This is a genomic window from Dermabacter jinjuensis (assembly GCF_902381725.1).
GTDB lineage: Bacteria > Actinomycetota > Actinomycetes > Actinomycetales > Dermabacteraceae > Dermabacter > Dermabacter hominis.
Map to the genome: position 1 here is coordinate 1,438,411 of NZ_LR698963.1, position 21,167 is coordinate 1,459,577.

The following is a 21,167-nucleotide window of genomic DNA, read 5'->3' on the forward strand; positions in this document are numbered from 1 at the left end:
GGCTGAAAGGCGCTAGCGCTCGGGCGTGATCTCGGGGTCGTGAGAGGCAAGTTCATCGAACTCGTGCTCTGCTTCCCGGCGGGCAAGTTCGGCGAGGTCATCATCAACCTCGCGCAGCATTTCGAGGGCATCGGCAACGATTGACTGATCGTCGGTGTCGCTTCCCGACAGTAGCCACTCGAGAACGGCGAACTCGCCGACGAGCTGAGTGCGCTCCTGGAGGCGTGCATCCGGGCGCACATCGAGGTTCGCGCAATACGCCGTGAAGAAGGCGTCGAACGCTTCCGGGTCGAGGCCGTGGAGCATCCATGTGAGATCACGAGCCGGATCAGCAACCTGCGCGTTTTCCCAGCCGGTAAAGCCAGAGATTTCGGTGCCTGTGGTGAGGGTCGTGTCTTCGTTCAAAGTGCCGTGGGTGAAACGCGGCGTGAACTGCCACAGTGAATCATCGGCAAGCAAGTGGGTCCATCGCTGTGCCACGGCCGAGGGGATCGGGTGACGGTCGCGGGCACGCTCGACGCTCGCGCGGTAGTTCGAGCGGATCTCCTCCGCGGTGAATTCCTCGACTCCAGAGGCCTGGCACGCGGCTTTCGGAGTGTTGTGGATCGTCGCGATAGCGCGGCCGACGTTCGCGGCGAGCACGTGGTCGTGACTGACTTCATCGAGGTGCAGCGGGACCCCCTCGAGCGCGAGGGCGATGGCTGCGCGACCGCCCTCGGGTATCGACGCAAACCCCTGAGGCGCCTGCAGGTAAGGAGCGAGCTCGGTACGCGAGAGCGCTTCGAGTACACCAATTTCTTTCGCGAGACGCGCGCCCGCAGTGGGGGTCGAGGGGGCGCTCACGACCCACAGTCGTTCCTGCGTGTCACGCACGAGTGCAGACTCGATCTCCTCACCCTCTGGGGTGGTCGCGGAAGTGGCCACGGGGATCACACCTGGAATCCCGGCCGTGGCAAGGGCAGCCAGTGCATAGGAATTTCGTCTCACCCCCTAACCGTATCCATTGTCTGCGGGTTGGATACTGTGGGACACATGCGAGCGCCCATGAATTTTCCTCACACGTACCTCACGTCCCACTTCGTGGCACCAGATGATGCGCGAGGAATTCCCGCTCCCTCCCACGCGACACTCGAGCGGCGCGCGGTTGTCGTTCACGGCGACACGGTGGCGGTGCAGGAGTGTTCGGACGGCGACGTTCGCCTGTGGATGCCCGAGGCTCCGGGCGCTGTGTTTCTCGGCCCGTGGCAGGATGGCGAGGCCTGGGCCTGCCACGAAAGAAGCCTTGACGGCGCGGGCATGACGCCCCCGAGCGACGTGCACATGCGAAGCATCCGCGAGGTCGCGCCCATGCTTTCCCCGCGTGAGAGAAGCCTCGCACTCAGCGCCGTGGGAATGCTCACGTGGCATCGAGACTCGCGCGCGTGCGCGCGCTGCGGCAGCCCCGTAAAAATGACCCGCGGAGGATGGTCGCAGTCATGCGATAACGGCCATGATTCCTTCCCCCGCACCGACCCCGCCGTGATCACTCTCGTTCGCGACCACGATGATCGCGTGCTGCTCGCCAACAATCGCAGCTTCACGGGCGGCATGGTCTCGGCGCTCGCGGGCTTTGTCGAACCCGGAGAAGACCTCGAGGATGCCCTCAAACGCGAGGTTCATGAAGAAACGGGGCTCATCATCGGTGACATCAACTATTTCGGCTCCCAACCGTGGCCGTTCCCACGCTCGATCATGGTGGCGTTCACCTCGCGCCTTGCGAAAGGCAGCGGTACGAGCATCACCCTCCAGCGCGAGGAGCTCGCGAGCGCCACATGGTTCACGCGAGATGAACTCACGGGAGCCCTCGAGCGCGGGGAGTTACGCCTGCCATCGCCCACGTCAATCGCACACTCGATGATCGACGCATGGAGGAAGGGGGAGCTCGCGTGAGCACTGCGGAGATGAGAGGTGCCGAGCACATCCTCGAGGGTCTCGACCCCGAGCAACGCCAGGTCGCCCAGTCCGTTGGCGCGCCACTGTGTGTTCTCGCGGGCGCCGGCACGGGCAAAACACGGGCGATCACCCACCGCATCGCCTACGCGATTGCCAGTGGGGGCTACGCGCCCAACCACGTTCTCGCACTGACGTACACCACCAAGGCGGCTGCCGAGATGCGTTCCCGTCTGCGTGACCTGGGTGTGCCGGCCGTCCAGGCCAGAACGTTCCACTCCGCGGCGCTCAGGCAGCTCACCTACTTTTGGCCGTCAACCGTCGGAGGCCCGGCCCCGGACCTCGTGGACCGAACCCTGCCGCTCGTAGGGCAGGCCATGAGCCGTCTGCACATGCGTGTGGATCCGGCGGCCCTTCGCGACATCTCCGCCGAGGTCGAGTGGGCGAAATCCTCGATGATCGTTCCCGAGGAGTACCCGCTCGCGGCGGCGCGTCTTTCTCGGGCGGGAGTTGCAGGTTTCGAGCCGCGCACTCTCGCGCGGATTATGACCCAGTACGAGGACCTGAAAACCGAGCTTCACCTCATTGACTTTGCCGATGTTCTTTTGCTGACGGCCACGATGATTCAAGAGCATCCGCAGATGGCGCACGCCGTGCGCTCCCAGTACCGTCACTTCACGGTCGACGAGTATCAGGACATCTCCCCCCTGCAGTTCCGGCTTTTGCGTGCGTGGCTTGGCAACGCGAGCGACGTGTGCGTCGTGGGTGATGCCGCACAGACCATCTACTCGTACGCGGGAGCGGATTCGAGCTATCTGCTCGAATTCAGGAAGGAATTCCCCCGCGCGAACGTGATCCGGCTCGAGCGCAATTACCGCTCGAGTCCGCAAATCGTCCAGGTCGCGAACGCTGTGCTCGCGCGGGCACAAGAGGGCAGGGACTCGCACGTGGAGCTTCGGGCGCAGCGGTCCGACGCCACCCGGCCCCTCGTCGTTGGCTACCCCGATGAAACAGTTGAGGCGCGTGAGGTTGCGCGCTCGATTGCCGAGCTTCTCGCGAAGGGCAGGAATGCGAGCGAGATCGCCATTCTCTTGCGCGTCAATGCTCACAGCGAGCGGTTCGAGGATGCTCTCGACCGCGAGGGGGTCGCGTACCAGGTGCGCGGCGGCCAGAAGTTCTTCGAGCGCCGCGAGGTGCACGAGGCGATGAGTGCTCTGCGGGCGGCGCTAGGCACGGGCGGAGGCAACGACCCGGATGTGGGCCGTGTCGTTCGCGATGTCCTGTCCTCGCGCGGCTGGTCGCCGAAGGCTCCCGAATCCCGCGGGGCGATCTTCGAGCGGTGGGCTTCTCTCAATGCACTCGTGCAGGTGGCTGACTCGATTGCCGAGCGTGCGGGAGCGAGCCTGAAAGACGTCGTGGCTGAGCTCGAGGAGCGCCGCGAGGCGCAAAGCGCCCCCGTGAGCGAGGCCGTCACGATTGCAACGGTGCACGCGGCAAAAGGCCTTGAGTGGCCAGTGGTGTTTGTCGTGGGAGCGAGTGAGGGGACGTTCCCCATCTCATACGCGAAGACCGACAAGGAAATCGAAGAAGAACGCCGGTTGTTCTACGTCGCCCTGACGCGTGCGCGCGACGTCCTTACCGTCACCTGGGCCGCGGCACGGGCCGAGGGCGCGAAGGCATCGAGGAAGGCCTCTCGGTTTATCGCGGGGGCTTTCGATCACCGCGACGAAGGCGCTGCTGAACGCGTGGCGATGAAGCGGACGACGGGTCGGCGCGGTGCACGTGTGTTCACGACGTGCAAGGGGTGCGGCGAGGCTCTCACAACGCCTGGTGAACAGAAAGTCGGGCGCCACGCGGAGTGCGGGGGAGAGGAGAGCGCGGAGCTCTTCGGGAGACTACGTGCGTGGCGTCGCGAGCGCGCGAGCGAGCTCAAGCGTCCTGCTTTCGCGGTGTTTACCGATTCGACTCTGCTCGCGATCGCGGATCGAGCGCCCGGAAGCCTCGAGGAGCTTCACCAGGTGCCCGGCGTGGGGCAGACGAAGCTCACCCAGTTCGGTGAGGAGGTTCTCGCGATTATCAGCGAGGCTCGCTGAACGCACGTAAAAAGAACCGGCGCCACCGTGGCGCCGGTTCTTTTTGTTCGCGGGGACGGCGAGCGAATGTGCGCTCGCGTGCCTCACTTGCTGGGGAGGAAGCGGTTGAGCTTCGTGCCGCACTCGGGGCACTCAGCCTTTGCCGCGCGGCGGCCCTTGTCGTTGACCTGGATGGTGCCGGTTGCTTCGTGCTTCGCGCGGCACTTCACGCAGTAGAACTCGCCCGTGTAGGTTTCGTCAGCCATGGTTGCTCCTAGGGATTGTGATGAACTCATTGTTCCTCGCCACTGTATAGGCAATTTCGGGCCCTTGAGAACTCAACACTCCGCGTATGAGACAAAGAAACCGCACGTCAGAGCCCTTTTTGGGAATGGTTCGCAAGTACGGCTGGTTGAGGAGGTGTTCCGGAGACTTAGGTGTCGGCTGTCTATAAAAAAAGGGGCGATCCTCCGGGGGCGCTTAACGCACATAGGCCTTCCCCGCCCACGAGCGTTTGTTTTCCCGGAGGATCGCTTCTTCATCGAATGTAGTGCCAGGGGCGGGCTGGGTCAAAGCGACGACGGGGAGTGAATGTGGATAACTTTGGTGTTGTTGTGGACACCCCTTGAACCTGTGTGGAAAGTGTGTGTGGATAATCGGGTATAGGGGTCTAACGGTGATGTTGACCTGCGCGAATGCTGCTTCTCGGTGGTGAATATTAATTTCTTGCAACATGTGTTGCAGTCCGCAAAATTCGTCACAAAGGGGACGGGAGTCCCCGCACTTCCTCGCTTATCCACAACACCGGGGTGCTTGTCAAGCTCGCGCGCACTACACTCGCTGCGTGCCCCACCGACGACCCGAACGCGAACAACTCCACCTCGACGGCATCGGCGAGCCCATCGACGTGGTTCGCTCAGCTCGCCGTCGCAAAACCATCACCGCACGTCGCAGGGGCGGAGTGTTTGAGTTGCTTGTGCCCGCGAGACTTTCGGCACGTGAGACGCGCAAGTGGGCGCGCGACATGTATGCGAAGTACGGCAACCGCGCTGAGCCGGCAGTTGCGAGTGACGAGGACCTCATGGCGCTCGCCCGTGCGTTGAGGGAAAAGTACCTGCCGAGCGTGCCAGAGCCTTCGAGCGTGCGATGGGTAACAAACCAAGGCAAGCGCTGGGGATCATGCACGAGCGCGGATGGCTCAATACGTCTTTCACACGTCCTGCAGGGCATGCCGACATACGTGATCGAGTCGGTCCTTGTGCACGAGCTCGCCCACCTTCTCGAACCGAATCACTCGCGGGCCTTCCGCACCCTCGAGGCTTCTTACCCCGAGCATGAGCGCGCGAATGGGTTCCTCGAGGGGTACGTATTTGCCCAGCGCTCAGCTCGGGATGAAGATTGATGCCCCCAGTCCGCTGATCCGGCCTCGCCCGGTCGCGTGTGCGCACCTCAAACAGTTGAGCGGAAACGCGGCAGGAGGACGCTGTGGGATCAGGTGCGGAGCCGTTCGAGTGTAGGAACGAGGTCAGGTACGACGCCTGCCGGGAGCGCATCGAGCCTCCACCAGCGCACGTCGTTGCTTTCCTCGCTCAGTCTCAGGGCATCCGTGGGCCCCGTGGGAGTCACTGCCGCGCGCATGAGGTACTGCACATCCCAGTGCTCGCTGCACACGGTGAAGTTCTTATTGAGGGTGTGCGCATGGAGCTTAAAAGGAGCGTTGCCCACGATCTCGAGGTCTTCAAGCCCCGACTCCTCGAAAACCTCGCGCCTCGCGGCCCCCTCGAAGCTCTCCTCGCCCGCGTCGATATGCCCGCCGAATTGGAGCCATGCCCCGACCTTGCGGTGGTGATGCAGCGCAACGAACCGGCCGGAGGCATCGATGACGATTCCGCTAGCCGTGAAATGCACGGGCCCACTCGACTTGAGGTGTGCATTCTCGCTCGAGGCCGCAAGCGCGAGAAACTGCTCCCTCTCACGCGAAGGGGTGCATGTCTCGAGTTCTGCGAGGAATCGGCCGGGCAGACTCACTGCTCGTCGCTCGGGTTTTCGTCGTCGCCTCGGGGATCCTCAGGTTCCTCTCCGCGGCCGTCGAACTCGCCGTCCAGCAGCTTGCGAAGTTCCTCGTCGAAATCGGGAGAGGCGGAGTTCATCGAACCGAACTCGGGAAGGTCGGGAAGCCCGTCACCGTCGGAATCCTCCGTGGGCACGGGTGCCTGTGGCGCTTGCGGGCGCCCGCTGAGAACCTCGGGGCTGGGGAGGAGATCCGGGTGGGCCCAGACCTTTTCGCGGCCCTGCATCCCTTCGGTCGCGAGCACTGACTCCCACCATGCGTACGCTTCCTTGACCGAGCGCGGGTGCAGTTCGATGCCCACGAGATTTGTGAGGGTGTCGAGCGCGCTCCCGCCGGTTGCGCGGCGGCGCTGGACGAGTTCGCGCATCGCGTCGAGGCGGGGGAGTTTGTCGCGGAGGGTTTCGGTCACGACGAGATCGACCCACGACTCGATAAGCGCGAGGGTCGTGGTGAGTTCGGTCAGGGCGCGCTCCTGCTCAGCCGAGCGCGTGAACGTGAAGATGTCCTCGGGGTTGGTTGCACTGATCGCCGCGGGATTGTTGACGTCGAGGTCGCGGATCTTCTCCTCGAGAGCCCCCATGTCGAGGGTGATGCCTCGCGCGTATCCCTCGATCGCGGTGAACAGATGCTCCGGAAGCCACGGCGCGCTCTTGAAGAGGGTCTGGTGGGCGATTTCGCGCGCGGTAAAGAAGATGCGCGCCGCGTCGAGGTCAAGCTCTGTGCCCTCGAGGACATCGGTGAGGTTTGCGGGCACGATCACGGGGGCATAGAAGGTCCAAAGCGGAAGCGAAAGGTCGGTCACGCCGATCGCCTCGCGCGCAATTGAGCCGATCGCGTGGCCAAACTGGAGGCCGAACATCGTGCCGCCCATTTTCTTCATCATGGCGCTCGGGTCGCCGAGGGCCCCGCCCATGGCGCCGAGGGGGCCGGTGCTGCCAAGCTGCTCGAGACCGCCCAGCTCGCCGAGCTGCTTCGCAAAAGCATCGCCGATCGCCTCGGCCATGTATTGCGCGACCGGCTCGACGATTTTCTGCCAGCGCGGCAGCGTGCGGTTCACCCATGTACCGCGGCTCCAGCACTCGACCGCGTCGCTCACGACTGCGAAATCTGTTTTCTCCGCAAGCCACAGTGCTGCGATGTTGCCTGCTTCGCGCAGGGCGCGTTCTTCGGTGTCGCCCACGTTTGGATCGCCGGCCGTGCCGATTGACGTGCCGCCGATCTGCGGGAGTGCGCCCGTGGGCAGGAGAGTGACGTTTCCGGCCGCGACCTGGCGCGCGAGATCATGGCCGAGTTTCCAATTGACGGGGCCGTCGCCGCCCGCGGCAAAAAGTGACTGCATCTGAATCGCTGCCATGCGCAGCATTGCCGGGTCACTGGGCAGGCCGGCGCTCTTCGCGAGCTCGGAAAGATCGAGACCCTCGAGTGCGCCCGGGGGAATCTGCCCCTGGAAAATCTCCTCGAGGAACTTGCGGAGGTTTTCTTCGTTGGACTCGTCGCTCATGCGCGCTCCTGTCGATTGAGGCGGCGGGCCGCCGACCACGGATTACCCAAGCGTATCGACCGCGGGGAACGAGGGGTACAGTTTTCGCTTCCCGCGAAGGGGCATGCAGGCGCTTTCGCGGAATCTTTGGGACAATGACCGCGTGAAAAATGCCCTATCGAAGCTCATGATCGTTCCCGAGAGTGTCACGAATGCGCGCCTGTACAGGCGCCGCCTATGGACGGTGAACCTCTCGGCGCTCGTGCTCGTCGTGATGACCGTGGTTGCCGCCGTGCTGCCCGCTCCCTACGTCGTCGAATCGCCCGGCCCCTCACTCAACGTGCTCGGCGAATACGAGGGCAAGGACATCGTGAGCGTCGAGAATCGCGATGGGGCCGCAAGTGAAGGCGAACTGCGCATGACGACCGTGTCGGTCCAGGGGTCTCCCGGCTATGACATCCCGCTCGCCGGTGTCATGTCCGCGTGGTTCGATCGGGACCGCTCGATCATGCCAGTTGAGGCTCTCTACCCGGACGATACGGATGCCGAAGACAACAGCCTTATGAACACGGTTGAGATGAACGGCTCGCAGCAGGAAGCGATCGCCGCTGCGCTCGCGAAGCAGGGCATTTCGTACTCAACGACGACCATCGTCGCAGGCGTGCGAAGCGATGGAGGGGCGGCTAATCGCCTCGAGCCCGGCGACGTCGTGCTCACGGTCAACGGCCAGCAGGTCACCGATGTCGCTTCGGCTGGAGAGGCCATTGGCCGCACGCCGCGAGGGCAGAAGGTAAACGTGACCGTGCGACGCAAAGGCGAAGAAAAGTCCTTCGCGCTCATGCCGCGCTACGAGGGGGAGCGGGCGCTTGTCGGCATCGTGCTCTCGCGCGGCTTCGAGTTCCCAGTGAAGGTGAACTTCGCGCTTGACGGGATCGGCGGGCCGAGTGCGGGCATGATCTTCGCCCTCGCGATCTACGACGAGATGACGCCCGGCGATCTCACGGGAGGCAAGAAGATCGCGGGCACGGGCACAATCGATGAGCAGGGCACGGTGGGCCCGATCGGCGGGATTCGCCAGAAAATGATCGGGGCGCGGTCCGACGGCGCCGAGTATTTCCTCGCCCCTTCGGACAATTGCGATGATGTCACCGGGCACATCCCCAAGGGCCTTCAGGTGGTCAAGATCGACACGCTTTCGGATGCCATCAACTCGGTTGAACAGATCGCTTCTACGGGTTCGATCAGGGGCCTGCCTACGTGCGGTTAGGCAGCGAGAACAGCGTCGGTACACGCACACGACACGAAGGAGAGGTTATGGCAAGCGCAAGGCGCAGGTCACAGGATTCGGTCACTCAGTTCACGGTGGTGTTCGACTTCGGAGGTGTGCTCGCCGCCCACCACAATCCCGTTCCGGTCGTTCACGCCGAAGTCGGTGGCGAGTACGAATCGGTTCGTGAGGTGTACTGGCGCGAGCGCGTGAAGCTCGACGGCGGGGAGATCTCGGTCGTCGAGTATTGGCGGGCCGTGTGCGAGGCCGGGGCGATCGGTGAGCCGACCGCCGAGGAGATCGAAGCCCTCATCGACCTCGATAACCGGTACTGGGGTCAGATCGCCAAGGGGAGTCGCGAACTTATTCACGATCTCGCGCGCAACTCGGTGCGAATTGCACTGCTCTCGAACACGAACGCACCCTTCGGCGAGTACGTGCGTCAGCAAGAATGGTTCGAGCCCTTTGAATTCGCGATCATTAGCGCCGAAGAGAAGGTCCAAAAGCCCGATCTCGAGATCTTCGAAATCCTCCTCGACGCGATTGCGCACGAAACGGGCGGCGTTGCCAAACCTCGCAACGTGATCTTCTTCGACGACCTGCAGTCAAACGTCGATGCCGCCCGCAAGCTCGGCATCGATGCCCACTATTGGCCGCGCAATGACCGCACGGTGGCGTCGGACACCGCCGCCGAACCCGACCGACCCGGCTGGGAAATCGCGCGTGAAATCCTTACCGAACGTGGGGTTCCGCTCGGCTGAAACGCAGGCGCCACCGTTAGACTGAAACCATTGTGCCCGCCGCTGCGGCTCGAGCCGGCGGCATGGCGGGGGAACCAACCCACGAGTCAAATGGAGAGACATTGGCAGAGTTCATCTACACCATGTACAAGGCGCGCAAGCAAGTGGGCGACAAGGTCATCCTTGACGACGTCACCATGAGCTTCTTCCCGGGCGCCAAGATCGGCATGGTTGGCCCGAACGGCGCGGGTAAGTCGACCATCCTCAAGATCATGGCGGGGCTCGACGAGCCGAGCAATGGCGAAGCGCGCCTCAGCCCCGGCTACAGCGTGGGCATTCTCCTTCAGGAGCCGCCGCTCAACGAGGAGAAGACCGTCCTCGAGAACGTCCAGGAAGGCATGGGCGAGCTTTACGCGAAGGTCCAGCGTTTCAACGAAATCGGCGAGCTCATGGGTGAGCCGGATGCGGATTTCGATGCGCTCATGGCCGAGATGGGCACTCTTCAAACGGAGATCGACGCCGCGAACGGCTGGGATCTCGACTCGCAGCTCGAGCAGGCGATGGACGCGCTTCGCTGCCCTCCGGGTGACGAGCCGGTGACGCACCTGTCCGGTGGTGAGCGCCGTCGCGTCGCGCTGTGCAAGCTTCTCCTCCAAAAGCCCGATCTGCTCCTCCTCGATGAGCCCACGAACCACCTCGATGCCGAGTCAGTTCTGTGGCTCGAGAAGCACCTGCAGAGCTACGAGGGCGCCGTTATCGCGATTACCCACGATCGCTACTTCCTCGATCACGTCGCCGAGTGGATCGCCGAGGTCGACCGTGGCCACCTCTACCCGTACGAGGGCAACTACTCGACCTACCTCGAAAAGAAGCAAGAGCGCCTCGAGGTTCAGGGCAAGAAGGACCAAAAGCTCCAAAAGCGCCTCAAGGAAGAACTCGAATGGGTTCGCTCGAGCGCGAAGGGCCGCCAGGCAAAGTCCAAGGCACGCCTCGCTCGCTACGAGGAGATGGCGAAGGAAGCCGAGTCGATGCGCAAGCTCGACTTCGAAGAAATCACGATTCCGCCGGGCCCGCGCCTCGGCAACGTCGTGATCGATGCGAAGAATCTTAAGAAGGGCTTCGGCGATCGCGTTCTCATCGACGGCCTGAGTTTCTCGCTCCCACCGAACGGCATCGTCGGCGTGATCGGTCCGAATGGCGTGGGTAAGACCACCCTCTTCAAGACCCTCGTGGGGCTCGAACCTCTCGACGGTGGCGAGCTCAAGGTCGGCGAGACCGTGAAAATCAGCTACGTCGACCAGAACCGCGAGAACATCGACCCCGAGAAGAACCTGTGGGAGGTCGTGAGTGACGGCCTCGACTTCATCGAGGTCGGCAAGGTTGAGATTCCCTCGCGTGCCTACGTGTCGCAGTTCGGCTTCAAGGGCCCGGACCAGCAGAAGAAGGCCGGCGTGCTCTCGGGCGGTGAGCGCAACCGCTTGAATCTCGCGCTCACGCTTAAGCAGGGCGGCAACCTGCTGCTCCTCGACGAGCCGACCAACGATCTCGACGTGCAGACCCTCAGTTCACTCGAAAACGCGCTCTTGAACTTCCCCGGCTGCGCCGTGGTCGTTTCGCACGACCGCTGGTTCCTTGACCGCGTTGCGACCCACATCCTTGCCTACGAGGGCACCGAGGAGAACCCCTCGAATTGGTACTGGTTTGAAGGCAACTTCGAGTCGTACGAGAAGAACAAGGTTGCGCGTCTTGGAGAGGATGCCGCGCGTCCGCATCGCGTGACGCATCGCCGCCTCACGAGGGACTAATAACGTCGCTCGCTCCTTTGAGCGAAGGAGTCGACCGAAAAACCCGGGACTTTCGAGGTCCCGGGTTTTCTTTGCCTTAACATCTGTGCTACTGTATTAAGTACGTAATACAGTAAGACAAGGTGGTGTGGATGGACTTCGATGCTTCGAGACCGGTGTGGGTCCAGCTGGTCGAGGAGTTCACGCGAAAAATTGCGGCGGGCGAATGGATTGCGGGCCAAAAGGTCCCTTCGACTCGCGACCTTGCCCTCGACTATCGCGTCAACCCCAACACCGTACAGAAAGCCCTCGCCGAGATGGACCGGCGGGGCCATACCAAGAGCGAGCGAACATCGGGGCGCATAGTGCTCGTCACTGATGACGCTACGGATGACCTCAAAACTAGCGAGAGTGAAGCGATTGCGGATCGTGCACTCGAGCAGCTCACGGGGCTAGGACTCTCGCCCCAGGATATTGAAACGCTCTTCCGTGAGCGTCTCTTAAATCACTCTCGAAAGGGTGAAAAACCATGACTTCGCAACTTTTGCGAGTAGACAAGGCTTCAAAGGCCTACGGGGCAACGATTGCCCTCGACAGCGTCGATCTCGATGTCGAGCCTGGGAGCATCGTCGGGCTGATCGGCGAGAACGGCTGTGGAAAATCGACCTTCCTCAAGGCAGTCGCGGGCCTCGTTCGACTGGATTCTGGTGAAGTGCGGGTGTGCGCGAATTAGTCGGGCCACGATCGAAATCGATGGTGAGCTACCTGCCGGATCGTTCGGCGCTTCCAGCGCGCTTTACTGTCGAGTCCTGCATGCGCGTGTTTGGGCAGGTGTTCGCGGACTTCGACGAGGCTAAGGCGCGCGCGATCCTCAAAAACTTCGGTATAGAGCCAACGCGGCGTCTGCATGAACTTAGTAAAGGGCAGCAGGAAAAGGCGCATATCGCGCTCGCCATGGCACGCGACGCGCGGCTATTTCTTCTCGATGAGCCGATCTCTGGCGTTGATCCGCTTTCGCGCGAGCAAACGTTGCGCGAGGTGATCGCGGCTCTCGGCGACGACTGTTCTCTCCTTATTACTTCGCACATGGTGCAGGATCTCGAGTTGATCGTGGATCGGGCGCTTCTCATGCGCCGCGGTCAGATCGTCGACGATGTCTGTCCCGATGAACTGCGTGAACAGACGGGCGACGGGCTCGTCGAACGACTGAGGAAGGTGTATGGATATGAACGCACACGCAGATAGCATGAGGTTGCCTGGCTTCGGGACCATTGTGCGGCTCGATATGAGCCGCGTGTTACCGATGACAGGTATGGCCACGCTCGCAGGCATTGCGGTGGCACTCGCGTTCTCCGGCCTAGGGGCCCTCGTGGCGCCTCTCAAGCCGGTTGCTTTTGTGGGGGTATGGATGGCTGCGGGCCTGTTGGTCGCTGCGACCGGCCTAGTGCTTGCGGGGTATTTCTACGTGAGCATGGTGGGGCGTGAAGCCCCGGTCACTCGCACGTGGCCCGTCGGTGGGCTCGCCCTTTTGGCAGGGAAGCTCGTGAGCGGCGTGCTTGCTTTATTCGTATCGGTCGTGGGGACGCTCGTGATGGTGATTCTTTCGTTCGCGTGTCTTGCACCCAAAGGAGACCTCGCCCTCGGTGATCTCATGACCGGAGTCGGGCAACTATTCCGCGAGCACCCGGTGGTGTTGACGTGCGGGCTCATGTGGATAGTGCTTGGGGTCGTGTCGTTCCTCGCCTACGTGTATTTCGCCGTGCTTGTGGGAAGTAAGGGGTTCTTGGGCAGGCTTGGAGTCGCGGGGCCTGTGATTGTCGCGGTGTTCATGTGGGCCGTGGTATCGCAACTCGTGGGTGTGGTGTCCATCCTCATTCCCCTGTCGTTTAACGTCGACTCGTGGTCTATTGAGACGGTGAGCATCCTCGGCTCCATCATCAACGCTGTGAAGACAGATGCGGAGGTTCCACTGCTCCCAATCGCACTTCCTGTTCTCCAGAGCCTCGTCACGCTCGCGCTTCTCTTCTGGTGCGCGTGGGACTGCTCGAAAATCCGCGATATCCAGTAATGATCGCCGTGGTCGAGCCCGCCGCTAACCTCAAGCAAACTCCGCAAGAACTTTTCATGCGGAACATGCATGGTAAGCGGCGGGCTCGGCTACCTTAAGGGATATGAAGGCACTTCGTACTCTTTCCGTGACGTCAGAACTCCCCGCCGAGCTCGAGGGGCTTCGCACCCTCGCCTACAACCTTCGGTGGACCTGGAACGCCGAAACCCGCGACCTTTTCGAGGCGCTCGATCCGCGTGCGTACGAGGAGAGCAACCGCAATCCCGTTGTGCAACTCGGGATGGTGCCCGCGCGCCGCTACAGCGAGGTTGCGGCTGATCCGAAGTTCCGCTCTGCCCTCGAGGACTGCCTCGAGGATCTCGACACCTACATGACGAGTGAGCGCTGGTTCCAGAAAGAGGTGCCGGCCGCTCCGGCAATCGCGTACTTCTCGATGGAGTTCGGTATCACCCCGACCCTCCCGATCTACTCGGGTGGTCTCGGCATCCTCGCCGGTGACCACCTGAAGTCCGCCTCGGACCTCGGCGTCGACCTCATCGGCGTGGGTCTGCTTTATCAGTGGGGCTACTTCTCCCAGTCGCTCAACCGCGAAGGTTGGCAGCAGGAAAACTACAAGCAGAACGTCACTGAGGATCTCGCGGTCGTGCCCGTGACGGATGCCGACGGTGACCAGGTGTGCGTGAATGTCACGTTCCCCGGCGAGCGGATCATCACGATCGCTCTGTGGAAGGCCCAGGTGGGGCGCATCTCGCTGCTTCTCCTCGATACGAACGTTGAAGGCAACGACGAGGGCGCCCGCCAGATCACCGACCGCCTTTACGGTGGCGACCACTTCCACCGTATTGAACAGGAGATCGTGCTCGGCATCGGCGGTGTGCGAGCCGTCGAGCGGTTTGCTGAGCTCGAGGGGCGCCGCGAGCGAGACGTCTTCCACCTCAACGAGGGCCACGCGGGCTTCCTCGGCCTCGAACGCATCGGTCAGCTCATGGGTAAGGGCCTGAGTTTTGATGCGGCGCTCACGAAGACCCGTGCGGGCTCGGTCTTTACCACTCACACCCCCGTTCCCGCCGGTATCGATCGTTTCGATGCGGGCCAGCTGCGTCACTTCCTCGATGCGGACGGCAACGGCATTTCACGCCTCGTCCCGAATCTGCCGGTGGAGGCTGCGCTCGCGCTCGGTGTCGAGGATGGCGGGCAGATCTTCAACATGGCGCACATGGGGTTCCGCCTCTCGCAGCGGTCGAATGGTGTTGCGAAGCTCCACGGCGAGACGAGCCGCCGCATGTTCAAGGACCTTTACCCGGGCTTCGACGAGGCGGAGGTGCCGATCACCTCGATTACGAACGGTGTACACCGCCGCACGTGGATCTCGCGCCCCATGGATGCGCTGTACAAGAGCGTGTTCGGCGATATTGACCTGTCGGCGCGCAGCGACTGGTCGCAGCTTGGGACCTTGAGTGACAAGGCACTTCTCGATGTCCGAAATACGCTGCGCGCGAATCTTGTCGAGCGTGCGCGCGAAGATGTACGCCGTTCGTGGGTGCGCCGCGGTGCGCACCCGGGCGAGCTTGGCTGGGTTGATTCGGTGCTCGACCCGAACGTGCTCACGATCGGCTTCGCGCGTCGCGTCTCCACCTACAAGCGCCTCACGCTCATGCTGAGCCAGCCGGAGCGCCTGCGGGAAATCCTCCTCAACGAGGAGCGGCCCGTGCAGATCGTCGTGGCTGGCAAGGCACACCCCGCGGATTACCCCGGCAAGGAGTTCATGCAGCGCCTCGTGCAGTTTGCGGACGATCACGGCGTGCGCCACCGCATCGTGTTCCTCGCGGACTACGACATTCGCATGGCGCAGTACCTCGTGTCCGGCTCGGACGTGTGGCTCAACAATCCAATTCGCCCGGAGGAGGCCTCAGGCACCTCGGGCATGAAGGTTGCGCTCAACGGCGGTCTCACGTTCTCGACCTCCGACGGTTGGTGGGATGAAATGGCCACCGACGACGCGGGCTGGACGATCGAAACCGTCGACATCGAGGATCGCGCCGAGCGCGACCGCCTCGAGGCGGAGAGCCTCTACAACATTCTCGAGAACCGCATCGTTCCGCTGTTCTACGACAGGGACGAGAGCGGCGTTCCGGCGAAGTGGTTGCAGATGGTACGCAATTCCCTCATGGAAATCGCGCCGAAGGTGACCGCGACTCGCATGGTGCGCGATTATGTCGAGCAGCTGTATGCGCCGGCATCGCAGTCGGTTGCGCTGTTTGCGAACGATGAGGGTCTTTCTCACGAGTTCGCTGAGTACAAGCAGCGGCTCGCGCAGGGCTGGGGTGGCGTGAGTGTTCGCGAGGTCGAGGATTCGGTTGACGGTGATGTTCTCGCCGTGAGCGCGAGTGTTGAGCTCGGGGAGATCCATGCCGACGACGTCCAGGTCCAACTTGTCGTGGGCTCCGCGAACGAGGACGGCGAACTTGAGGATCCCACCACCGTGGCGATGACGCAGGGCGTGGATGGCCGCTATGCGGCCGAGCACCCGCTCGAAACCCTCGGGTCGGTGGGCTACACCGTGCGCGTTGTGCCCTCGCATCGCGTTCTTGCTCACACCGCTGAGCTTGGCCTAGTGCACGTCGCACAGTGAATGGGGTGTACGCTGGCATAGCTTGTCGTTAGGTCGGGCATAAGTATCGACCTCAAGGTGTCAGAGAGTATCGGGTGGAAGGAGTCGATCGGATGATGCGGCTTCGCCACCCGATTCTTTCGTGGCTCTTCGTGTTGCCCGCGGCGATAGGTGTGTTTGCCTTTATTCTCTTGCCGGTTGTTGTGGCCTTCGGGCTTTCACTGACGAACTGGGAGATCGTTGGCTCGCACGACTTCATCGGTCTCAAGAACTACGAGATCCTGTTCACGGGTGACGCCCTGTGGAACTCCTTGTTTGTCACGCTCCTTTTCACCCTCATGAGCGTGCCTCTCGGGATTGCGCTCGGGCTACTCCTCGCGATCCAGCTCAATAAGATGTTCCCCGGGTCGACTCTGTTCCGGGTGATCGTCGTGATCCCGTGGGTGTGCGCGCCGGTTGCGATCGGCGTCGTGTGGAAATGGATCTACCAGCCCACCTACGGCGCCCTGAACGCGCTGCTTGGAACTCGAATCGAATGGTTGAGTTCGCACACGCTCGCCCTTCCTGCCGTGGCGTTCGTTGCGGTGTGGCAGGCCGTCGGATATAACGCGCTGTTCTACCAGGCCGGGCTCCAGAAGATCCCGCCGTCGATTTACGAAGCCGCTGAGCTCGACGGTGCGGGCAGCATCCGGAGGTTTTTCGCGATTACGCTGCCCCTTTTGAATCCCACGACGTTCTTCGTGGCGCTCACGCAGATGGTTGCGAGCTTCCAGGTGTTCGACACCGTGTATTCGCTGACCGGGGGAGGGCCCGGCGATAGCACCCAGGTCATTGCCTCGCTCATCTACAACGAGGCGTTTGGTGCGGGTCGGCTTGGGCGGGCTGGGGCCGTTGCCGTGATCCTCTTCGTCATCCTCGCGGCTCTCTCGTTTATTCAGCAGCGGTTCTTTTCGAGCCGCATCACCTACGACATGTCCTGAGGGCGGTGTCTATGAAGAAAAAGTCGGTGCTTTCAGCGGTCGTGGCGTACACGATCCTCATCGTTGCTGCCGTGCTTACACTCGCGCCGTTTTCGCTGTCGATCATGACGGCGCTGCGTGCCCCCGGTGACTTCCTGCGCCAGGGCCCCATTCATCTTCCGGACCCCGCGACGATCGAGAACTTTTCGGCGCTTTTCACGGGGTCCCATAGCTTTGTGACCCCGTTTGCCGTGACGACGCAAATGGTCGCGGTGATCCTTGTGGGGCAGATCGTTTTTTCCATTCTCGCGGCCTACGCGTTTGCGTATCTGCAATTCCCCGGTCGTGACGTGCTGTTTTGGGCGTTTATTGCGACCTTGCTTGTTCCGCAGGTCGTGGTTGTCGTGCCTCTTTTCCTCGCCTTCCAGCAGATGGGGCTGCGCAATACCTTCTGGGCGCTCGTGTTGCCGTTCGTGTTTGGTAGCCCCTACGCCGTGTTTTTGCTCCGTGAAAATTTCCGGAGCGTGCCTCAAGAGCTGCTGGATGCGATGCGCGTTGACGGCGCGGGGCATCTGCGGATGATTCGCAGCCTCGTGGTGCCCCTCAACCGTCCGATCATCGTGACGCTCATCGTGATCACCGTGGTGACCCACTGGAACTCCTTCATGTGGCCGCTCATCATCACGACGGGGGACACGTGGCAGACCCTTACGGTTGCGACCTCGGCACTCAGTACTCAATACAACAACAATTGGACGATGGTCATGGCGGCAACGACGCTCGCGATGATTCCGCTCATCCTCCTGTATCTCGTGTTCCAGAAGCAGGTAGCGCAGTCGATCGGTGGAACCGAACTGCGATAAACATCGCTTATGGCATCCATAAATATCCGGTATGCTCGTGCGTTAACAATGTGCAGGGCACGAGGGTGCCCGCACGACCGTTGAAGAAAGGCCATCACATGGTTTCACGTCGCACAGTTCTCTCCGGTGGACTCGTAGCCTCCGCGGCCGCGGCACTCGCCGCGTGCTCGCCGTCAGATTCGGGCTCGTCCGCGAAGAAGGGCTCGGGTGCCGACGCCGGGGCGCTTAAGTTCCGCATTTGGGATAGCACGGCGAAGGCGGCATACGAGGAGTCGCTCAAGAAGTTCACCGAGGAATCAGGGATCAAGGTCGAGGTCGAGGTTGTTCCGTGGGACGACTACTGGACGAAGTTGCCTCTCGATCTCTCTGACGGCGCTTCGGACAGCGCCCCCGATGTGTTCTGGCTGAATTCCGCGAGCTTCACCCAATTCCAGCAGGCCGGAGCGCTCGTCGATATTTCGGAGAAGCTCGGCGGGTCCGTGAAGGACTGGGAGAAGGCTGTCGTTGACCTGTACACCCGCGACGGCTCGCTGTGGGGTGTTCCGCAGGTCTGGGACTCGATCGCTCTCTTCTATAACAAGAACCTCACCGACGCCGCTGGCGTGGACCCCACGACACTCGCCTTCGATCCCACCGCCGGCTCGGATGCCCTTCGCGATGCCGCCACCGCGCTCACGAAGGATGGCGTGTTCGGTTTCAATGCGGCGTGCGATCGCCAATCCATCATTGGCCCCTTCCTGAGCTCGAACGGTGCCGAGTGGCAGGATGCCAACGATATGTACGCATTCGATTCAGAGCAGGGCGTCCAGGTGTTCTCCTACCTCGCTGCGCTCGTCAACGAACTCAAGGTTGCGCCTTCGGCCGCTGACACCAATACGAACGGCGATTTCGCGCGTGACCTGTTTATTCAGGGTAAGCTCGGCCTCTTCCAGAGCGGCCCGTTTAGCCTCAAGACGATCCACGACTCGGTCGACGGCGCCTTCGAGTGGGCTATCGCCCCCATGGTGGCAGGCCCGAAGGGGGCGAAGTCGCTCGTGCACGGCGTGGTTGCCGCGGGTAACGCGAAGCGCGAGGACCAGGAGTCGGTTGTGAAGCTTCTCGAATGGCTCGGCTCGAAGGAGGGGCAGCTGCCCCTGGGTGAGCAGGGAATTTCGTTCCCCGGCCACGTGGATGCGCAGCAGTCCTTCGTGGACTTCTGGAAAGAGCAGGGCGTCGACGTCGAGCAGTTCATCGAAGCGGCGAAGAATCCCGGCCCCGCGGATACCGGCGCAAAGTCCCTCGCCGGCCTTAATGCCGTAATGCCCGTCTTCCAGGAGATCTTCGCGGGCAATCTCTCCGCCGAGGAAGGCGTCAAGAAAGCCCAGGAAGAGGGCAACGCCGCAATGGCGTGATGGCGTCGTGTACCGATGTCATGAAGGGGAAGCAGTGCAAAAGCGTGCTGCTTCCCCTTTTCTGTACCTGTCGACAGTCTCGATCAGGCGAAACTCCACGGCTCGCGGGTGTTCGTGCGGAGCCGGTAAAGGCTCGTGGTGGCCGTGATGAAGAGGTCCTGGCCGTCCTCCCCGCCGAAGCAGAGATTAGACACAACCTCGGGAACGGGCGCGTGGGCGATCAGAGAGCCGTCGGAATCGAACACGCTCACCCCGTCCCCGCCGGAGGACCACACCCGGTCCTCTTCGTCGACGGTGATGCCATCGGGAACCCCGGCCGCGGGGCAGGCAAACGGACGCCCGCTGCCCTTGACGACCGCGTTGTCAGCGCCGAGGTCGAAGGCCCAAATATGGTGACGGCCCGCGCTATCCGTGACGGATTCGGGGGCGTTCTCCTCGGGTTTATCGGGGTTATCGGCGGTGTTCGTGACGTACAGGCGTTTACCGTCGCGGCTAAAAGCGATGCCATTCGGGCGGCTCAGTTCGGTCACAACGGCCTCGAGGTCGCCGTGGTGATCAAGCTTGAACACGTACGAGCGCCCGTACTCCATCTCGCCCGGCTGCCCCTGGCCCTCGCTGAGGATCCCGTAGGGAGGGTCGGTGAACCAGATCGTGTGCTCGATCGGGTGCACGGCAACGTCGTTAGGGGAGTTGAGGCGCCCGCCTTCGAAGAAGTCGATGAGCATTTCCGCATCCATGAACGGCACGAGCGGCGCCTTATCGAGCGAGCGGGTCCCGTGGTTGCATTCGACGACTCCCAGGTCGGGATGGTGAGCGCGGCCATTGGCGTAGTTGACGCCGCTTTTCCACACGAGCGTTTCGCCGGTTGCGGGGTCGAGCTGGATGATGCGGTTGTTCGGGATGTCGCTAAAGCGCACCACCTTCTCGAGGGGGTACCACAGAGGGCCCTCGGCCCAGGCCGCGCCGGTTGCGACCTTCTCGACGCGGGCGCTCGGATCAAACGGCGGGGTGGTCACTGTCCTTCACCTCCGTGCGGATACGGAACATGCCCTCTTGGTTCACGGTCGCGACGAGCGAGCCTTCGCGCGTGTAAATCTGGCCAACGCTGAGCGAGCGGCCGCCGGTCGCGGCAGGGGAGCGCTGCACATACAGCAGCCAGTCGTCGACGTTGACATCCGAGTGGAACCACATCGAATGGTTGAGAGTGGCGACGCGCAGGCCGGGCGTGAGCCACGTGAGGCCCTGGCGGCGGATGGTCGGCTCGAAGGGAGTGTAGTCGCTCGCATACGTCAGGAACGCTTCATGGGTGAGCGGGTCGCGGGTGTCGATCGGGGTGAGAGCACGCATCCACACGGCCTGCTCGGCGCGCTTTTCAGGGTCCGGATTGAAGTACAAAGAGCCGGTCGCGTTTCGAATGTCCACGGGGCGCTGGTACGCCATGAACTGCGCGAGCGGGTGGTCTACCCGGCCCAGTTCGTCGCGTGTGCTCGGGAGGATGTCGGGGGAGTGGTCCGACGCCACCTCGTCCACGTGGTGCACTCCTTCTTGGCGTTCCTGGAACGAGCCATTCATCGTGAGGACGAGGTTTCCGCGCTGCGTGACCTCGAGTGCGCGAGTGGAGAACGACCCGCCATCTCGGAGCGTGCGTACGGTGAAGGTCAGCGGCTCACTCGCGCGAGCGGGCTCGAGGAACGATGCGTAGGTCGAGTGCACACGGCGCCCCTCCGGCACGGTGCGCGCCATTGCGATCAGGGCCTGCGCCATCATCTGCCCGCCAAACACGTGCCCGCCCGGCTGGGGGAGCGAAGTCCCCTCAAATGTTTGCTCGGGCCCATCGATTTTCCGAAGCTCGAAAAGATCGAGGAGGCTGCGGGTCACGGCTGCTGGCTCAGGAATCGACATGCGCCCATCTTAACGAAGGGCGCATGAACG

Annotated in this window: 20 protein-coding genes; 14 read left to right on the forward strand and 6 right to left on the reverse strand. The window is 62.5% G+C overall.

Translation table 11 applies throughout. The features are described 5' to 3' along the window. Window positions 1–12 precede the first annotated feature (12 nt). The gene (locus tag FXY94_RS06360) at window positions 13–924 is read right to left on the reverse strand and encodes a phosphotransferase (protein ID WP_051120639.1); all 912 of its coding nucleotides are present in this window, start codon (window positions 922–924) and stop codon (window positions 13–15) included. Between the two features lie 120 nt (window positions 925–1,044). On the opposite strand from FXY94_RS06360, the gene nudC reads away from it, so the two are divergent. Together nudC and FXY94_RS06370 are read left to right on the forward strand one after the other, a co-directional pair. Continuing rightward, a complete protein-coding gene (gene nudC, locus FXY94_RS06365; protein WP_016664203.1) occupies window positions 1,045–1,929 on the forward strand; it encodes an NAD(+) diphosphatase in 885 nt (294 codons plus the stop codon). After that, window positions 1,926–4,022, forward strand: a complete 2,097-nt coding sequence (locus FXY94_RS06370; protein ID WP_016664204.1) for an ATP-dependent DNA helicase UvrD2 — start codon at window positions 1,926–1,928, stop codon at window positions 4,020–4,022. Before nudC ends, FXY94_RS06370 begins: the two co-directional genes overlap by 4 nt. A gap of 83 nt (window positions 4,023–4,105) precedes the next feature. On the opposite strand, the gene FXY94_RS06375 is transcribed toward FXY94_RS06370, so the two are convergent. Then, the gene (locus FXY94_RS06375; protein WP_016664205.1) at window positions 4,106–4,267 is read right to left on the reverse strand and encodes a DUF5679 domain-containing protein; all 162 of its coding nucleotides are present in this window, start codon (window positions 4,265–4,267) and stop codon (window positions 4,106–4,108) included. Between the two features lie 578 nt (window positions 4,268–4,845). On the opposite strand from FXY94_RS06375, the gene FXY94_RS06380 reads away from it, so the two are divergent. Continuing rightward, on the forward strand, window positions 4,846–5,403 hold the full coding sequence (locus tag FXY94_RS06380; protein WP_232049690.1) for a M48 family metallopeptidase: 558 nt from the start codon (window positions 4,846–4,848) through the stop codon (window positions 5,401–5,403). Between the two features lie 89 nt (window positions 5,404–5,492). On the opposite strand, the gene FXY94_RS06385 is transcribed toward FXY94_RS06380, so the two are convergent. Further along, window positions 5,493–6,029: an NUDIX hydrolase gene (locus FXY94_RS06385; protein ID WP_016664207.1), complete on the reverse strand. Its 537-nt coding sequence runs from the start codon at window positions 6,027–6,029 to the stop codon at window positions 5,493–5,495. Then, window positions 6,026–7,573 (reverse strand): zinc-dependent metalloprotease, encoded by a 1,548-nt coding sequence (locus tag FXY94_RS06390; RefSeq protein ID WP_016664208.1) that lies wholly within the window; start codon window positions 7,571–7,573, stop codon window positions 6,026–6,028. Before FXY94_RS06390 ends, FXY94_RS06385 begins: the two co-directional genes overlap by 4 nt. 142 nt (window positions 7,574–7,715) lie before the next feature. On the opposite strand from FXY94_RS06390, the gene FXY94_RS06395 reads away from it, so the two are divergent. From FXY94_RS06395 to FXY94_RS06445, 11 genes are all read left to right on the forward strand, one after another. After that, window positions 7,716–8,819, forward strand: coding sequence for a YlbL family protein (locus FXY94_RS06395; protein WP_172620174.1), 1,104 nt, complete (start codon window positions 7,716–7,718; stop codon window positions 8,817–8,819). A gap of 47 nt (window positions 8,820–8,866) precedes the next feature. Then, window positions 8,867–9,580 carry an HAD family hydrolase gene (locus FXY94_RS06400; protein WP_016664210.1) on the forward strand — a complete coding sequence of 238 codons (714 nt, stop codon included), beginning with the start codon at window positions 8,867–8,869 and terminating at the stop codon, window positions 9,578–9,580. A 101-nt stretch (window positions 9,581–9,681) separates the two neighbouring features. Then, window positions 9,682–11,364 (forward strand): energy-dependent translational throttle protein EttA, encoded by a 1,683-nt coding sequence (gene ettA, locus FXY94_RS06405; protein ID WP_016664211.1) that lies wholly within the window; start codon window positions 9,682–9,684, stop codon window positions 11,362–11,364. Window positions 11,365–11,495: 131 nt separating this feature from the next. Continuing rightward, entirely contained in the window at window positions 11,496–11,876 is a 381-nt protein-coding gene (locus tag FXY94_RS06410; protein ID WP_016664212.1) for a GntR family transcriptional regulator, read from the forward strand. Further along, window positions 11,873–12,076: an ATP-binding cassette domain-containing protein gene (locus FXY94_RS11120; protein WP_016664213.1), complete on the forward strand. Its 204-nt coding sequence runs from the start codon at window positions 11,873–11,875 to the stop codon at window positions 12,074–12,076. The genes FXY94_RS06410 and FXY94_RS11120 overlap by 4 nt, the downstream gene beginning before the upstream one ends. 20 nt (window positions 12,077–12,096) lie before the next feature. After that, window positions 12,097–12,588, forward strand: a complete 492-nt coding sequence (locus tag FXY94_RS06420) for an ATP-binding cassette domain-containing protein (RefSeq protein WP_051120641.1) — start codon at window positions 12,097–12,099, stop codon at window positions 12,586–12,588. After that, window positions 12,569–13,411, forward strand: coding sequence for a hypothetical protein (locus tag FXY94_RS06425; protein WP_147594899.1), 843 nt, complete (start codon window positions 12,569–12,571; stop codon window positions 13,409–13,411). The genes FXY94_RS06420 and FXY94_RS06425 overlap by 20 nt, the downstream gene beginning before the upstream one ends. A gap of 103 nt (window positions 13,412–13,514) precedes the next feature. Next, window positions 13,515–16,043: an alpha-glucan family phosphorylase gene (gene glgP / locus FXY94_RS06430; protein ID WP_016664216.1), complete on the forward strand. Its 2,529-nt coding sequence runs from the start codon at window positions 13,515–13,517 to the stop codon at window positions 16,041–16,043. Window positions 16,044–16,135: 92 nt separating this feature from the next. Beyond that, window positions 16,136–17,002: a carbohydrate ABC transporter permease gene (locus FXY94_RS06435; RefSeq protein WP_016664217.1), complete on the forward strand. Its 867-nt coding sequence runs from the start codon at window positions 16,136–16,138 to the stop codon at window positions 17,000–17,002. 11 nt (window positions 17,003–17,013) lie between these two features. Continuing rightward, complete coding sequence (locus FXY94_RS06440) at window positions 17,014–17,844, forward strand: carbohydrate ABC transporter permease (protein ID WP_016664218.1); 831 nt, start codon at window positions 17,014–17,016, stop codon at window positions 17,842–17,844. Between the two features lie 98 nt (window positions 17,845–17,942). Beyond that, window positions 17,943–19,235 (forward strand): ABC transporter substrate-binding protein, encoded by a 1,293-nt coding sequence (locus tag FXY94_RS06445; protein ID WP_016664219.1) that lies wholly within the window; start codon window positions 17,943–17,945, stop codon window positions 19,233–19,235. Between the two features lie 83 nt (window positions 19,236–19,318). On the opposite strand, the gene FXY94_RS06450 is transcribed toward FXY94_RS06445, so the two are convergent. Together FXY94_RS06450 and FXY94_RS06455 are read right to left on the reverse strand one after the other, a co-directional pair. Further along, window positions 19,319–20,251, reverse strand: a complete 933-nt coding sequence (locus tag FXY94_RS06450) for an SMP-30/gluconolactonase/LRE family protein (protein WP_016664220.1) — start codon at window positions 20,249–20,251, stop codon at window positions 19,319–19,321. Then, complete coding sequence (locus tag FXY94_RS06455; RefSeq protein WP_016664221.1) at window positions 20,232–21,137, reverse strand: acyl-CoA thioesterase; 906 nt, start codon at window positions 21,135–21,137, stop codon at window positions 20,232–20,234. Before FXY94_RS06455 ends, FXY94_RS06450 begins: the two co-directional genes overlap by 20 nt. Between the last annotated feature and the right edge of the window lie 30 nt (window positions 21,138–21,167).

Coding starts and splice junctions, on each gene's coding strand:
- nudC (WP_016664203.1), top strand. CDS start 1,045: ATGAATTTTCCTCACACGTACCTCACGTCCCACTTCGTGGCACCAGAT.
- FXY94_RS06375 (WP_016664205.1), bottom strand. CDS start 4,267: ATGGCTGACGAAACCTACACGGGCGAGTTCTACTGCGTGAAGTGCCGC.
- FXY94_RS06390 (WP_016664208.1), bottom strand. CDS start 7,573: ATGAGCGACGAGTCCAACGAAGAAAACCTCCGCAAGTTCCTCGAGGAG.
- FXY94_RS06400 (WP_016664210.1), top strand. CDS start 8,867: ATGGCAAGCGCAAGGCGCAGGTCACAGGATTCGGTCACTCAGTTCACG.
- FXY94_RS06410 (WP_016664212.1), top strand. CDS start 11,496: ATGGACTTCGATGCTTCGAGACCGGTGTGGGTCCAGCTGGTCGAGGAG.
- FXY94_RS11120 (WP_016664213.1), top strand. CDS start 11,873: ATGACTTCGCAACTTTTGCGAGTAGACAAGGCTTCAAAGGCCTACGGG.
- FXY94_RS06420 (WP_051120641.1), top strand. CDS start 12,097: ATGGTGAGCTACCTGCCGGATCGTTCGGCGCTTCCAGCGCGCTTTACT.
- FXY94_RS06425 (WP_147594899.1), top strand. CDS start 12,569: ATGAACGCACACGCAGATAGCATGAGGTTGCCTGGCTTCGGGACCATT.
- glgP (WP_016664216.1), top strand. CDS start 13,515: ATGAAGGCACTTCGTACTCTTTCCGTGACGTCAGAACTCCCCGCCGAG.
- FXY94_RS06435 (WP_016664217.1), top strand. CDS start 16,136: ATGATGCGGCTTCGCCACCCGATTCTTTCGTGGCTCTTCGTGTTGCCC.
- FXY94_RS06440 (WP_016664218.1), top strand. CDS start 17,014: ATGAAGAAAAAGTCGGTGCTTTCAGCGGTCGTGGCGTACACGATCCTC.
- FXY94_RS06445 (WP_016664219.1), top strand. CDS start 17,943: ATGGTTTCACGTCGCACAGTTCTCTCCGGTGGACTCGTAGCCTCCGCG.
- FXY94_RS06455 (WP_016664221.1), bottom strand. CDS start 21,137: ATGTCGATTCCTGAGCCAGCAGCCGTGACCCGCAGCCTCCTCGATCTT.